General features: G+C 44.0%; 15 protein-coding genes. 12 read left to right on the top strand and 3 right to left on the bottom strand.

Annotated features, from left to right (window positions below; all coding sequences use genetic code 11):
- The first annotated feature begins 252 nt into the window (after positions 1–252).
- The 9 genes from MKY75_RS17375 (at position 253) to MKY75_RS17335 (ending at position 9,891) form a co-directional block, all read left to right on the top strand.
- Complete coding sequence (locus MKY75_RS17375) at positions 253–3,015, top strand: family 78 glycoside hydrolase catalytic domain (RefSeq protein WP_340886104.1); 2,763 nt, start codon at positions 253–255, stop codon at positions 3,013–3,015.
- A gap of 14 nt (positions 3,016–3,029) precedes the next feature.
- Positions 3,030–4,223 carry an MFS transporter gene (locus MKY75_RS17370; protein WP_029515488.1) on the top strand — a complete coding sequence of 398 codons (1,194 nt, stop codon included), beginning with the start codon at positions 3,030–3,032 and terminating at the stop codon, positions 4,221–4,223.
- Positions 4,224–4,251: 28 nt separating this feature from the next.
- On the top strand, positions 4,252–5,250 hold the full coding sequence (locus MKY75_RS17365) for an AraC family transcriptional regulator (protein ID WP_340887099.1): 999 nt from the start codon (positions 4,252–4,254) through the stop codon (positions 5,248–5,250).
- Positions 5,251–5,343: 93 nt separating this feature from the next.
- The gene (locus tag MKY75_RS17360) at positions 5,344–6,351 is read left to right on the top strand and encodes a phosphotransferase (RefSeq protein WP_340886103.1); all 1,008 of its coding nucleotides are present in this window, start codon (positions 5,344–5,346) and stop codon (positions 6,349–6,351) included.
- 84 nt (positions 6,352–6,435) lie between these two features.
- A complete protein-coding gene (locus MKY75_RS17355; protein ID WP_165149773.1) occupies positions 6,436–7,596 on the top strand; it encodes an immunity 26/phosphotriesterase HocA family protein in 1,161 nt (386 codons plus the stop codon).
- Between the two features lie 30 nt (positions 7,597–7,626).
- On the top strand, positions 7,627–8,145 hold the full coding sequence (locus MKY75_RS17350) for a hypothetical protein (RefSeq protein WP_029515484.1): 519 nt from the start codon (positions 7,627–7,629) through the stop codon (positions 8,143–8,145).
- A gap of 34 nt (positions 8,146–8,179) precedes the next feature.
- A complete protein-coding gene (locus MKY75_RS17345) occupies positions 8,180–8,839 on the top strand; it encodes a DUF2625 domain-containing protein (protein ID WP_029515483.1) in 660 nt (219 codons plus the stop codon).
- A 28-nt stretch (positions 8,840–8,867) separates the two neighbouring features.
- Entirely contained in the window at positions 8,868–9,302 is a 435-nt protein-coding gene (locus tag MKY75_RS17340) for a hypothetical protein (protein ID WP_165149777.1), read from the top strand.
- A gap of 52 nt (positions 9,303–9,354) precedes the next feature.
- The gene (locus tag MKY75_RS17335; RefSeq protein WP_340886102.1) at positions 9,355–9,891 is read left to right on the top strand and encodes an SMI1/KNR4 family protein; all 537 of its coding nucleotides are present in this window, start codon (positions 9,355–9,357) and stop codon (positions 9,889–9,891) included.
- Positions 9,892–9,997: 106 nt separating this feature from the next.
- Here MKY75_RS17335 and MKY75_RS17330 read toward each other — a convergent pair whose 3' ends face one another.
- The 3 genes from MKY75_RS17330 to MKY75_RS17320 are packed head-to-tail and all read right to left on the bottom strand — an operon-like array spanning position 9,998 to position 11,832.
- Positions 9,998–10,582, bottom strand: coding sequence for an RBBP9/YdeN family alpha/beta hydrolase (locus MKY75_RS17330; RefSeq protein ID WP_165149781.1), 585 nt, complete (start codon positions 10,580–10,582; stop codon positions 9,998–10,000).
- Between the two features lie 16 nt (positions 10,583–10,598).
- Positions 10,599–11,147 carry a DUF1697 domain-containing protein gene (locus MKY75_RS17325; RefSeq protein WP_340886101.1) on the bottom strand — a complete coding sequence of 183 codons (549 nt, stop codon included), beginning with the start codon at positions 11,145–11,147 and terminating at the stop codon, positions 10,599–10,601.
- A 34-nt stretch (positions 11,148–11,181) separates the two neighbouring features.
- Positions 11,182–11,832 carry a hypothetical protein gene (locus MKY75_RS17320; protein ID WP_340886100.1) on the bottom strand — a complete coding sequence of 217 codons (651 nt, stop codon included), beginning with the start codon at positions 11,830–11,832 and terminating at the stop codon, positions 11,182–11,184.
- Positions 11,833–12,014: 182 nt separating this feature from the next.
- On the opposite strand from MKY75_RS17320, the gene MKY75_RS17315 reads away from it, so the two are divergent.
- The 3 genes from MKY75_RS17315 to MKY75_RS17305 all read left to right on the top strand — a co-directional run bounded on the left by MKY75_RS17315 (position 12,015) and on the right by MKY75_RS17305 (position 15,121).
- Positions 12,015–13,010, top strand: coding sequence for a hypothetical protein (locus tag MKY75_RS17315; RefSeq protein ID WP_340886099.1), 996 nt, complete (start codon positions 12,015–12,017; stop codon positions 13,008–13,010).
- Positions 13,010–14,095: a hypothetical protein gene (locus MKY75_RS17310; RefSeq protein WP_029515477.1), complete on the top strand. Its 1,086-nt coding sequence runs from the start codon at positions 13,010–13,012 to the stop codon at positions 14,093–14,095. Before MKY75_RS17315 ends, MKY75_RS17310 begins: the two co-directional genes overlap by 1 nt.
- A gap of 84 nt (positions 14,096–14,179) precedes the next feature.
- A complete protein-coding gene (locus MKY75_RS17305) occupies positions 14,180–15,121 on the top strand; it encodes an ADP-ribosylglycohydrolase family protein (protein ID WP_340886098.1) in 942 nt (313 codons plus the stop codon).
- Positions 15,122–15,317 lie beyond the last annotated feature (196 nt).

Raw genomic sequence — 15,317 nt, 5'->3', positions numbered from 1 at the left:
TTCTCCTTTCACTGATCGGCTTAATACTACAATCCATATGTACAAAAAACAAGAGTTTTCCTTTTGAGTACTGCGCTGTCACACGTACATATTTTTCTAATAGACCCATTTTAAGATTCGATATGAGGGATGGACATTCAATACCTGTAAATCAAGCATACAACATGCAGGGATACAACATTGCGCACAACTAATGGAAGCGTTTTAATTTGAGTATAGAAACACAAAAGAAGATCTCAGGGAGGACATAAGATGCTAAAAGTGAAAGCGCTTAGATGTGAACATGTAAACAATCCGATTGGACTGGGTTGTCTAAAGCCTCGATTAAGTTGGCAAATTGAATCTGACAACATATATGTTTTCCAAAAACGCTTCCAATTGCAGGTAGCCATAAATCCCGCTTTTGAACCGCTGCTCTGGAATCATTTTTCCTATTCGGAACAATCCATTTTGTTTCCCTATGAAGGTCCTCCACTCGAATCAGGACAAAGATATCATTACCGGGTAAAAGTATGGGCTCAGGGAGCGGGTGACACCGAACCCGAGGAATCGGAATGGAGTGAGATTGGCTTTTGGGAAATGGGGCTGCTCCATGAGCAGGACTGGAAGGCACAATGGATTACAGTGCAGGAGCGAAGCATCCATGAAAAGTTTCAGACGAGAGCCCCTTTTGCTGCTTCCAAGTGTTTTTCAGTTGAGGGAAAAGTGAAAAAAGCAGTCATTTATGCCACAAGCCTTGGTCTGTATGAGCTGGAGCTCAATGGACAAAGAGTAGGCGATGCCTACTTTACCCCGGGATGGACAGATTATAACGATCGTGTTCAGGTGCAAGCCTATGATGTGACTTCTACCGTTCGAGAACAACATAACCGCATCACAGCAACGGTGGGAGAAGGCTGGTACAGCGGCTATCTAGGCTGGCAAAAGCGCAAGGATACCTACGGGAACACGAATGCTTTGCTATTTCAAATGAAGATTAGCTATGAAGATGGCCGTTCAGAACTCATTTGCTCTGATTCTTCCTGGGAGGAAACGAGCTGTGCCATTTTGATGTCAGATATTTATAACGGCGAAATCTATGATGCTCGACTGGAGCAGCAGGCAGCCGAACATCGCTTCTTGAACGAACGGAAAATGATGCAGGTCGTCCCGTTTCCGTTAAGTCATCTGGTTGCTCAGGAGAACGAGCCTGTCCGTGTAATGAACCGATTAAAGCCTGTTGAACTGATTTGGACTCCTAAAGGCGAACTAGTACTTAACTTGGGTCAAAATATGGTAGGCTGGCTGGAATTTAAAGTGGAAGCCCCCGAAGGTACGGTTCTGAATCTGGTTCATGGTGAAGTACTGGATCAGCAAGGGAACTTTTACCGAGATAATATTCGTGATGCAGCGCAGCAGATTACGTACATTTGCAGCGGCAAGGGGACGGAGATATTTAGGCCGCATTTCACTTTTCAAGGCTTCCAGTATGTGAAGCTTGAGGGCTTTCCGGCTGGCGTAGCCATTGAAGATTTTACAGGCGTTGTTTTGCATTCAGACATGGCGACAATTGGCTTGTTCGAGACATCCGATCCAAAGCTGAACCAACTCCAGCACAATATTGTATGGGGACAAAAGGGGAACTTCCTGGATGTGCCGACCGATTGCCCGCAACGTGATGAGCGATTAGGCTGGACCGGCGATGCACAGATTTTTGCCAGAACGGCCAGCTTCAATATGAATAGTGCTTCCTTCTTTCGAAAGTGGCTGAAAGATTTGGCTTACAATCAGCTGGAGAATGGGGCTGTGCCTTTTGTCGTGCCGGATGTCCTCAAAGGAACCTTTGCAGACAATATGGACCAAACGACAGCCGCATGGGGAGATGCAGCAGTTATATGTCCGTGGACGATCTATCAATGTTACGGGGATAAGCAAATTCTAGCTCAGCAGTATGACAGTATGAAAGCATGGGTCGATTATATTCGTGCCCAGGGGACCGAGGAACATCTGTGGGATACTGGTTTGCAGCTGGGAGACTGGCTGGCGCTGGATAGCGAGGAAGGGAGCTATTTTGGAGCGACCGATGGAATGCTGGTAGCGACTGCATACTTTGCGTATTCGACTCATATCTTGGCGCAGACGGCCAAACTGCTGAATCGGTATACCGATTACAACACCTATCAAAGCTTGCATGAGGGGATTAGAAGCGCTTTTGCGAACCGTTATTTTGATGACGCTGGCAAACTGACTTCTAATACCCAGACTGCACAGGTTGTGGCTTTGTACTTCGGATTGGTACCAGAAAAATATAAAAAGCAAGTGGTTCAGGAGCTCGTACGGCTGATAGAAAAAAATGATATGCATTTGGATACTGGCTTTGTAGGCACACCCTATCTATGCCTGGTTTTATCCGACAATGGCTATACAGATATAGCTTATAAAATTTTATTTCAGAAAGATTATCCTTCTTGGCTCTATCAGGTTGAACGGGGAGCAACGACCATGTGGGAGCATTGGGACAGTATCAAAGTGGACGGCTCGTTCTGGAGCACCGATATGAACTCGTTCAATCACTATTCGTACGGTTCAGTTGGAGACTTTATGTACCAAAATATTGCCGGAATCGATGTGCTTGAAGCGGGCTACAAAAAGTCACGGTTAGCACCCAAACCGCCTGTTAATCTTACTTCGGCCCATGGCAAGCTGGAGACACCTTATGGTGAGGTTGCTGTCCATTGGGAAATCGTGAATGAAGAAATGCGGATGACGGTTCACGTACCACATAATACGACAGCTGAGATTACGCTTCCGGGCGTTCTAGAGCCAGATGCATTACAACAGACCATTACTAAGCAATACCCGTCGATTCAGTATCCGCCTGGTAATGTGCCACAAGAGCTGGCCGGGAAATCAGGTTCTCCCGGAGAACAGGCGATTTTCGAACTGAGTGGAGATCATGAATTGACGTTTACCGTCGGATCTGGACAGTATACGTTCCAGTACAAATACAACCAGAGGCTAAATAACATAGACTAGAGGTGAGAAGCTTGATGAATATTAAAAACAAAATATGGTTTAAAACAGCATTGTTGTCCATTTCCTTAGTCCTGACATCAGCGAGTGCTATTTCAGCTATCATCCCGATGATGCTGAACCAATTACCGGGAGTCTCCAGTTCACTGATTGAAAGCATAGTTACAATCCCATCTTTCTCGATGATGCTGTTTGTGCTGTTGAGTGGCCCGATCTCTTCCCGCTTGGGTAAAAAAAATACAGTCCTGCTAGGACTTTTGCTCGTGGTCATCGGCGGAATACTTCCTATGCTCACTACGAACATTACATGGATTCTCGCGTTGCGTTTGGTGCTAGGTGCAGGTCTGGGGATGTTCAATTCGCTGGCTGTCAGTTTAATTAGTGATTTTTTTGAAGGGGATGAACGTGCTCAATTGGTAGGTTTTCAAAGCGCTGTACAAGGGCTCGGAAGCAGCTTGGCTACCTTTGTGGCAGGACAGCTTGCCCTAATCGACTGGCCGTTTGCCTTTTTGTGCTATGCGATCACGATTCCTATCGCACTGTTGTTCTTTTTTATCATTCCTGAACCAGAGCGTGAGGAGCCTACAGTGAGCACGACAGGAACGGGCCAAAAGAGTGGGGGAATGTCCCTACCTGTACTTGGATTAGGGGCTGCACTTTTCCTGTTTATGACCTTTATCATGATTGTGTATACCAAAACAGGTATTATGATTGCTGAAAAGAGTATGCCTAACGCAGGGTTTTTAGGGACCGCTTTGACGCTGTTCTCCTTATCAACTATGATTGCAGGCTTCTTGTTCGGTAGAATATATAAATGGTTCAGAAATTACGCACCTTTTATCTCCAGTTTATTAACAGCGACAGGTTTTGTCCTGCTGTGGTTTGCTCAGAATGTGACCATGGTTACGGTTGCCATGCTGATCATTGGCTTTAGCTTTGCGCTGTTTATTCCTTATATTTTTACGATACTAACTAAAATCGTACCTAAAGGCAGTGAGACGATATCTATTTCGATTGCAATGGTAGGCTCCAATTTGGGAGCGTTTGCTTCGCCTTATGTTATCAAGTTAGTTGGGGTGTTGTCTGGGAATGAAACTGCCTCATTTTCCTTTCTCGTCTCTGCGATTGTATTTATGATTGCTGCGCTCCTCTGTCTGGGAATCGCTATTAGAGGAAAGGGAAGCAAAACACAGACGGCAGTTCACAGTTAATGGGAGTCTGAAGGAGGAGTCTGTGTTTATGAACCTTCATGAGTTGGATCAGTTGCTGAGAAGTAAAACTGAAATTGAACTTTTACAACTGCAAAACAATCAAGTGATTAATGATCTCTCCAAAGAATCGGAAAATGAGCGATTTTTTGATATAAATCAGAATATGTATCGAATGCCTGCTTTATTTTTCTTCGGAGAACATGATATTTATATTAGCAAGCACAACAGGTTTGCTCCGATGCTGGAGCACATGCATGAATTTATTGAGTTAAACTATGTTTACTCAGGTAAGTGCAACCAAATCATAGCGGGTAAAGAAATTGAGCTTTGTGAAGGCCAAGTGTGTGTCCTCGATAAGGATGTACCGCACAGCATCGCACCTTTGGGAGAAAACGATATACTGATTAATATCCTCCTGCAAAGAGAAACGATTTCATCCCTATTTCTACAGCGGCTATCTAAGAAAAAAAGTTTGATCGGCGAGTTTCTTGCCAATTCAGTCCTCCAGCATCAGCATCATAATCACTTTATTATTTTTGAGTCACAGCATAATGAAAACCTTCAATATATATTGCGTAGAATCTTGATCGAATATTTTTCCAGGCAAGAGGATTCAATGGAGCTGGTCAAGGCTTATTTGTCCATTGTATTTGGGGAATTGGTCCGTGTATTGGAAAGCGAGCATAATATTCACTTAAACCAGCAGGAAAGTAATATTACTTCTATTCTGAATTACATGGAAGAGCATTATCAGCATTTAAGCCTCCAGCAATTATCTACTCATTTTAATTACAATAGTACGTATTTAAGTAATAAGTTGAAAAAAGTAACCGGTCTTACTTACACGCAGCTTATTGCCAACATTAAACTTAATGCGGCCTATTCTTTGGTAGTCAATACCAACCTGCCATTCGAAATGATCTTTAAGCAGGTCGGATATAACAGCATGAGTTTTTTCTATAAAAAATTTAAAACAGCGTATGGTGCCACCCCGCAGAATATCCGAAACAAACAAATGAGGAAATGAAGGATACACAAGGACGTCCAATTCTAATGGGCGTCTATATTTGTTATAATATCGGCAAATTCATAAGCGGATGTTTAATAGGGAGGATACATTTTGGAAGCGGTATTAAGACGGCACTGGCCGGAGTGGGACGGGACACTACAGAGACGAACCGGAGGTTGGAATAATACGACGTATTTTGTTAAGAGCGGTGGGCGAAGTGGGGTACTGCGCATCTACGATACACACAGGGATCGGAACAAAATAGAATTTGAGCATGCGGTTTTGCAGGAACTGAGCAGGCATTCTCTATCATTCAGGGTTCCAATGCCAATCCGAACGATTACGGGAGAGACACTTGCACAGGTTGAGAAGGATAGTGGAAAATATGTGTGTCTGTTCGAATACATAGAAGGCACATCCCCATCGGAGCAGGATCCTAGCTTTGCCCATTCTTTTGGCGAGGCTGCTGGCGAATTATCTGCTGCACTTGAAACACTCAATCTTGATATGACTCCAGTCTATCGGCCGTATTATGCTTTGCAGCAATCCTATCCATTATGTAACCGGGAAGTAATCCAAGGCTTTTGTTTAAACCCGCCGGAGCCTCTAAAAGATTTACATGAGGAGCTGCGTTTGATAGGAAAAGTATATGAAGAGATTATAGATTCACTTCATGCATTGGAAGAGTTACCGCATCAGCTTGTACATGGAGATTTGAACGCTTCCAATTTGTTGGTAAAGGATTCTGACCCTAGTCAGGTGGCTGCACTGCTTGATTTTGAATTTTGTACGCTGGACGTTCGGGTCATGGATCCGGCGGTCATTTTATCAGGATTTTTGGGACAACCGGAGGAAACGACAGCTGTTCGTGATTTTTGCCGGGGCTTCAGCCGTCAGGTTCGTTTAAGCCAATCCGAGGTTGACGCTTTGCCTGTGTTAATGCTGCTTAGGAAGGTAGACGTTTTTCTTCATTTTATGAGTCGCTTTCTGGAAGGAACAGATCAGCCACACGTGCTGCAAGAACAGATCAAACAGATCACGGCCGACTTGCTCCAACTGTCTACTAGCAGTAGCTGGATTCAGGAGGAGTTAGTCCAAGCTAGAATAATGTATGAATAAACGAGCTACATGCCGTGTTATGTTATAATTTCTGGAATAACAGAAATGAAGTCTACTGAATTGTACTCGGAACAGGAGGAGCAGATGAATAGTTGGTTAACGAACGCGTTACGACCCTATTTTGGGCTGGAGACGCTGGAAGAACATTGGGACGTAGTAGAAATTAAAGAAGGATATTTTATTTGTATGGATGGAGATGTTATTCGCAAGCGAATTTCTTCCAAAGAGGATGCTTATGGAGAAGCTGATGTAGAGATTTTTACTCGTGATCGGGCATTTGTTCTGCCTAAAACGGCTCGTGGCAAAGAGAAAAAACTGAATTATACAAGTGTTTCGAGCATCACAGCAGAAGGTGTGTCCTTTTCAGCAGGCATTCGAAGAGATCGTAATATTAGTTATGTTACTGCTGTGAATAGCAAAACTGGCGTGAGATTGCCCATCACTGGATGTGAGCATTTACATAGTAAAGAAGAGATCATCGATTGGCTTCAACGTTACCCGTCGCTTGTGCCTAACGACTATGATCGTAAGGTGGAACGATTGAAGCATATGAAAAACCTGCGTTATAAAACCATTCCGGGAGACATCTTCCGCGTGGAAATAGACCTTTTTACAGATGGCTATGTACTGGTCGTCGGAGATTTGCGCCAAATGCAAAAGGATCAGTTGTTTGCAAAGGAGAGCATATGGAATAGTGTCATGACAATGCCTTTGTTCGTACGTCCGTATTTGTGTACAAGTCGTGACCGTTCAATAACTTTGGAATCCATCACGGCCGCCCCGTTATCTGATACAACCTGGATTGTCATGGATGATTCCTTTATGCGAGGGTCCTACGAGCGGATAGGGCATAAAGCGTTGGCGGAAGAGGATATTGTGTTTCCGATGGGTTACGGCAGTAGCATAGATAGCAGTAAAGAAAGAATATATAGACTGTCCTGGGGAACGGGCACAATTTCCAAACCGGAAGAAAAGACAGTGTTCAAGTCTTCGCGCGAATTGTTAAATAACGGTGTATATTCAGGTGTCATTGCAGACTGTTTTGGTCCTTGGGAAGAGCGGGAGTGGCACCACACGCTGGATAACCCGTTGTATCGGGAAGAGCGCCGAAAAGCACTGGCCGAATTCGGATTCCCGGAAGACATTTCGTACGATGAGTTCAATCGCCAAACAGGAGGACTGACGCGTTCGGAATATCTCGCATATTTGACAAGGACTTATAGCGGAAAAAGAAAGATGAAATGACACGGTTATACATCCTTTTAGGAGGTACGAATGAAATATCTTAAAGATTGTCCGGAACCAGGCATGGGAACCTGGTATTTTGAAATAGACTCAGACGGCGTAGCCTATCGGCAAATTGTGATCCAGGATGACGGTACTTTTATTGCTTCTAATCGTAAGCACGAGCAATATCATTTCTTGTTAGCAGAGAAAGCGATTGATGATACAGAGCCCTATTATACGAAAATTACAAAAAAAGAGTTTGAAGAAATCTGGTCCAGCAATCTTCACACCTCCAACAAGGAATGGCATCAAGTCAAAACCGCACTGCCGGTTGGGACTAAGGTAACTGGATATATTGAAGCCTTTTTTCCACACGGAACACTAATTCATATTTTCCAGCACAATGCAGTCGGATTGGCAGACACCCATTCATATGCGGAAAAGGCCCCATCCGAGTGGATGTATCCGAGGCATGAGATCACGGCGATTGTCCAAGGCTACGACGAGCTGAATCAGTGGGTGATTTTAGAGCAAACGCAGGTTTTCGAAAATCAGTTCACAGGTTGAAAGATAGATACGGAATACAGGAAGGAGAATGGATATGCATACGTTAACGGTTGATGAGCTAATGGATCAGGACAACCATGCATGGGAAGAGGTCAGAAACATTCTGCAAGAAGGGAATAATCCATATCGCATTGTACCGGCAGAATCGGAATCTGTTAGGGGAGATTCGCTCTACCGTTTGCAAGTGAGCACCAAATCGTACTTGGGAACGGTTGCCTATGAAACAGGAGGGATCATATTTGACCACGGATGGATCACCTTACTGGGTGCAGGTGGGCCTGAAATTTACGGCAGTTTGGCTTCGTGGAACGGGCTGCAAGAGCCAGCGAGCGTTGCTGCACTTGGGGGAATGCTGATTGTGGCCTATGATGCAGCAGGTGGCTTCTTTGGATTGGATACAGGGAAGTTTGGACGTAGCGGCCATATCCATTATTTTGCACCGGATGCATTGGAGTGGGAATCCACTGAGCTGGCCTATTCCGGTTTCTTGAGCTGGTTGGCTGAGGGGGATTTGGGCTTGTTCTACCAGACATTCCGTTGGAATGGTTGGCAGTCGGATATGGAGCAACTTCAGCCAGGAGAGGTATTTGCTTATTATCCGCCGCTATGGACTCAGGAAGGTGGCGGAGAGACCAGCCACAAATCACCTATAGCACTAACAGAAGCGTGGCAGGCGGTGACGGATCGGGAATAGCCGCGAGTGGGGAGGGGGACATAAGATCATGAATCATTCCATTCAATCCAAACTGATGCAGCTTAATGAAATACTTTCTCAAAATAACATTGACCATTACTACATTTATGATTATACAAGTCGCCCCAAGCTGGTACTAGCAGGGAGCTTTGACTTTAGCTATTATCACAACATAGAGATTACATTTTACGAGGTCTCGTTTCTTTCCTGTCCGGGTGGTGTATTTTCAATTGAATGCTTTAGACTGGCTAATGACAAGGAATCGGAAATGTTAAAAACTGTCTCTTACGGATTTCTTGAGGGGCCTGTGATTTGTATGGAGGATCAAACGTTTGGTACCCGATTTTTCATTGCTGCGGAAAGCTTGGATTACGAGCTTAAGACCGTTTTTTACTATAAACGTGAGAACCTTCAACCTCATGAAAGTGTGGCTGAATGGGTTGAAAAAGATGGAGAAGGTTGAAAAAGATAGCAACAACAACTTTTAGAGACGTCAAGGTAGGAGGGTGGTTATTATGTGGAGTATTCACTTTGAACATCAATTTATAAAATGTCCGGAAGCAACTGGTGAACAAATCGCAGATTTTTTGAGCACATGGAACATCAAGCTATCGGAGCAGGAAATTCACGAAATCAAGCAAAGACAAGTGAACCCTTTTCCAAAGTCGTCTCCATTCCATGATCAATATAAACCTTTAGATCCTGTGAGCTGGCATTTGCCCCAAGGGCAATTTCCTGATAGCTATATGGATTTTTTGAGATACTCTAACGGCGGGGAGTTTCAAAATGGAGAACGTTATTTCCAGTTTTTCAATACTGAAGATTTGAGAGAAATGAACCTCGCCTACGAGCTGCCAGAGTATATGCCGGGTGCCGTGTCGTTTGCGATGGATGGATGCGGTAACCACTATATGTTTGATATGAGAGAGGAAAAAAGAAACAATGAATATCCCATTCTTTTTGCTCATTCTGGTAGTTTGGGATATGACGAATGTGAACAGGTTGCCCATTCATTTATAGAGCTGTGTACGGAAAAATGGGCATTGTATTGATATCTTGACTAAACATACGCTTTATTCCCCCTAATTCATCCAGTAGAAAATGTAAAACCCGCAAGCTGGACCCTTTTTGCCAGGTCTATTTTGCGGGTTTTTAACGCTACTTATTTTCATTTATCATTTCCATTAAAACTTGAGAGACGATCGGTAAGGTGGTAAAGCCGTCACTTTGTAAAAAGTGTCCTCCATGATCTAATTCGTGAAAATCAGCCTGGATATCTTCCGCTAGTTTCTTACTAAGTGCAAAGGGGACAATCGCGTCGTCCTTTGAAGCTATAACTACACGCGCTTTTAGCGAATCCATGATCTGCTGATGATCCAAATGGTCATTTGTAAATTCATCTAATGACGGCAGGCTTGGCAATGGATCAGTAAAACCGGAAACGAAAACGGCACCACCTAGTGGTTCCGGGATATTGACTTGCTGCAGGTACCTTAATATGGATACACAACCCAAGCTATGACCAATAAAATAGGTGTCTTTATGTAAAGCTTTAATATTTTGCAATAGATGCTCAATCCACTCATTAAGTTTGGGGGCTTGCGAGTTGGGCATATCTAGTATATTTACCGAAACCCCGTCTTCCTGTAATTTATCTTGTAACCAAGGAAACCAATGATCTGTTGGCGAAGCTGTGTATCCGTGGATTATATATACTTGTTTTTGATTTTGTAGGTTTGTCACAGTGCTTTTTCTCCCATTATTCAGTGTTTAGTTCATGCATCAGCTTATAAATCTGACGGGTTGTGTTCACATTCCGCACCGTCATTTGCTGATACAGCTTGGTGCCGACTAATTTCGTTAACCCGCTTTTTGTGACTTGTTCTTTGCTGACAGAAAACAGAACGGCCCCGGTCGTATAGATGACATGTCCAATTCCCGGTTTTAAAGGAAGGTTGTCCAGAACGGAAATATCGTTAATTTCATCCCACAGAAACATTACATCACTTTTCATCTGTGTATCATTAGCCCATTCATTCGGCAGTGCCTCCATAATGCTCTGAATCTCCTTCATATTACGGACGATGACGCGGATGGGTAAGCTAAAATCCTCCAGAATCGCCTGTTCCAGTATAAGCGATAGCTCCTGGTTGGGCCGCTCCTGACTGGAAAAAATAATGTTTCCAGAATTAATGTAAGTCGTCACATGCCCCATACCTGCATGTTCAAACGTTTGCTTGAGCTTCTTCATCTCGATTTTGTTATTGCCGCCCACATTGATGCCCCGCAGTAATGCGATATAGATCATAAAAAGCCCCACCTCTCTTTAACAAATAGGATTTCTAACAAAAGGATAGGTAATTCAGCAAATACGTGGTTTGGTTTTCGCCCAACAAATGATGTAGCAATGGTTTTACGTGCTCGATATATTCTGCTTTGGTTTCGTATGTATCTTCATCTATCAATTCTCCCTTAAAGGTACAGGCACCTTCAATCAGGATGGAAAGAGCCGTAAAGAAGTTAGCTAAAGAGTCAGCAACTTGCTGCGCTGCGCCACCTTCAATTGCAGCATATACAGGGGAAGCAGGTGCGCTAGTATCGACAATGACTGGATCATCATTAAACGTGGCAATTACAACATGGTGGGAGGGCCACGAAGATGACTCATGAACAAGCTCTCCAGATGTAATGAAGCGATAGCCCAGCTGTTGGCGATATAAATGTTCTGGTGCGACAAAAAAGAGAACAGCAGCATCCCCGATTTCAACGGCTGCATTTTTTAATTTGTGTGTTCCCGCTGCCTTAGCATCGATCATTTCATAATGGCTATATAGGTACTCCAGCTCAGGGGATAGAGGAATCCGCTTGTCCCAGCAATCTGTTATACTCTCTGAACGGGGCTGGATATAGTGGTCTTGGAACAGCCCGTAGGCTGCATTATATAAGTTTTGCTGGTGTACAAACCGGGTTAGAGCTTCGCTTAGCTGTTTCATAGGTGTTCATTCCTTTCTAATCGTAGGCTATGACCTTCGTCATAACGTTTCATTCCTAGCATAAAGATATCATAATATAGAAATGAAGAACATATGTTTCTGTATTTATACCGCCTTGCCAGTCGATCCAGATTAATTTTACAATATAGGAGTTCGAAAATAATGTTGCAAGGAGGAGAGAAATGTCATTTTCTAAAATATACGATTACAAATTAAGGGCCTATTTTAATGAGCGTATTTCTGAATTAAGTCATGAATATCTATTTTATTCTTATCCTGATCAAGAGCAAAATCTAAGAATACTAACCCTGAATATAAACGAGCAGAATTATGTTTCTCTAGTGCGATGGCATGATTTATTTGACAGGTCGCTATTTACAAAAATGAATCATCCCATTCTAAGCGTAGCAGATGCTGAACGTCTGATTCGATTGCTTTCGCTCATTTTTAACGTTTTTGATATACATAAAGATGCTGTTTATAGCCGAAAAAACTTATGTTGTTTTTATTATCAATATCAAGTTTCACATCTAGCAGAGAGAGGGAATGAATTCTCGCTTACTCAGGACAGGCTATTTTTTCTTCACCATCTCTTATTTGAACTGGGTTTAGGGGATGACATTTATGATCGTCTAACGATTGAAAATAATAAGATACTGTACAGCATGGAAGACGGACAGCAGTATGATTTGCACATTCTAATTGACATGTTGCATGAGCATATTAACAAAAATAAGATGGATATGGATACCCGAGCAGCGCTGGGGAAAATAAAAATTTTGCAAGGACAGTTGGTCAACTTCATCTTGGGCAGTCATGATGTATATGATTTTCCGTATGATGATTTCAACAAGTCGTTTGCAGAAGCAACGATGTTTATACAAGCCTATAACTCTAATAAAAATAGGGTATTAGAGGTGCTGATCGACTCTATTAATGAGCATCAATCTCCAACAGAGCAGTTCATCTCCAATATGATTTTGATGAATTACTCCTATTTTGTTCTCAAAAGTAATCCTAGCGAAATTACATATCTTAAACTATTATGTAAGAAAAAACCGGGAGTTTTTATGAAAGTATTGACTGCATTGCTTGAACTCAGATTTTTTGTCGATAAATCCAGCTTCACAAATACGGGTATAAATTATTATTTATCCAGATTAAAAGGGGTTAAATGATGCCATTTCATCACGTTTCTTTACCCGATTTACCACAGACTATCGGACGTCTTACGGCCATTCATCCACTAAAGGGTGGCTCTCAGGGAAGCATAACCCTGCTAGCACTAAACACACAGGCAGAACTGTGGAGACTAGAACTTCGCTCTGGCAGCGCAGAATTATGCACACATATTTGTATTCCTGATTTTAATCCCCTGCAACCTGTCCAAATGGTGACCAGTCCTGACGGCAAGTACGTGGCGATCTCCAATCGATTTGGCCGACATGCGGCAGTGTATGATTTAGTCCATGCTCAAGAAAAAATGCAATTATCACGGGACGAATACCACTACGATAAAAGTATGTTCCCCCTGGCATTTGTACATCAAGACGGTGCATGTATCCTTGTTCATGGTACGGAATGGAATCGGCTGGATCTGACGGATGTAGAAACAGGGAGGCTTTTGACAGCAAGACCTACCCCAGTTTATAACAGCGAAAACAAAGATGAGCATTATCTAGATTATTTTCATGGGAGGCTCCTGACTTCTCCAGAGGGAAAGTGGATTGCGGATACGGGATGGGTATGGGCTCCATTAGGAGTAGTCCGAACTTGGTCCTTATCTAATTGGCTGCTGAACTCATGGGAATCGGAGAATGGTCCGTCAGTTCGCCATCTTTGGCAAACCATAGATTGGGATGGGCCAGTGTGCTGGACAGGACCTGATACATTGGCGGTTTGGGGACAGATGGATGCCGATTTACTGGAGGAGGAAGATTGGGGAGAGGAAGGAGTGGAACCGGCGGTTGTCCTATTCGACATGGCTCAGCCTGGGTATCGACGAGTGCTTGCTGCGATCCCGCCACTAAATTGTAAGCCTGAAGAAGACGGGATTTATCCATATCCCCAAGCGGATATGGTCGTTTCTGGCGACCGATTGTTCTTATGGGGGAAAGGAGTCCCGCTTCAGGTATGGCGGCTTTCAAGAGGTGTGCGTGAAGATGTAGATACGGAGCGATTTCCACTCATTTACCATCAAGAGGCAGGAGTTTTCATTGAATTAAAACCGGATAGCGGTTGTACAGCCTTAAGCTACGAATAAATGGCGTTACCGGATTTTCTTCCTTCCAGTGATATGGAAATATATGCATTAGCTATAACAATTATTAAAGGAGTGTACATCAAAATGGCACTGATCAAGGATCGTTTTTATGGAAGTCTCGCTGGACTGGCCGTGGGTGATGCTTTGGGAACCACTGTGGAATTCAGCAGTCCAGGTACATTTGAACCTGTAACGGATATCGTGGGCGGCGGTGTCTTTGGGTTAAAGCCGGGGCAGTGGACCGACGATACGTCTATGGCACTTTGTTTAGCCGAGAGTATGGTGCAAAAAGATAGCTTTGATCCAGCGGACCAAATGCGTCGCTACACCAATTGGTATCACCTGGGATATATGAGCAGCACGGGAACGTGCTTTGATATCGGCGGTGCGACGAGAGCAGCATTGCATCGCTTCGAGGCCACTGGAGAGCCGTACAGTGGGTCCGTTGACCCCATGACTGCTGGTAATGGCTCGATCATGAGGCTTGCACCTGTTGCCATGGCCTATGCGAACCGTCCGGAAGAGGCCGTGATGTACGCCGAGCTGAGCTCGCGAACCACCCATGGAGCAGTCGAAAGTGTGGAGGCCTGTGCTGTGCTTGCTTCAATCCTTGTGGCAGGTCTGCGTGGAGCGGACAAAGAATCCATGTTATCAGCCGACATCTGCTATAAGTGGCGGCGGCAGGAACAGCCAGCTTATTCGGCAGCCATTGAAGAAATCATTCAGGGATCTTACAAGGATAAGAAGCCGCCCGAAATACAGGGAACCGGCTATGTCATTCGTTCCCTTGAGGCTGCGCTGTGGGCATTTCACCATTCGACTTCGTTTGAAGAGGGGGCACTGCTGGCCGTAAATCTGGGGGATGACGCCGATACGACCGGGGCGGTGTATGGGCAAATTGCAGGAGCTTATTACGGGCTAAGCGGTATCCCGAATCACTGGCGTGAGAAGCTGGCGATGAAGGAGATGATCGATGAGCTGACTGAGGCTTTATGGCAGAAGGCCGACAAGGGCCAGACACTTTAAGAGGGACATCTATAAAGATCAAGCTGGGTTGCTTTTATTATGAGCAGAACCCGGCTTTTTTTGTTCCCAATATTTTTGCCGATGCCTCATCTCTTGGGATCACTATCCATATCGCCATACTTCCGCCCTCCTCAGTAGCATGTTGTTATGACAAAATGAAGTCCAGTACAAATCATACTTCACTTTACTGATCTTT

Origin of the sequence: Paenibacillus sp. FSL L8-0663, assembly GCF_038008125.1 — a bacterium.
Lineage (GTDB): Bacteria > Bacillota > Bacilli > Paenibacillales > Paenibacillaceae > Paenibacillus > Paenibacillus polymyxa_D.
The sequence above is the reverse complement of the archived record's forward strand: the minus strand, read 5'-3'. Positions and strand labels throughout refer to the sequence as shown.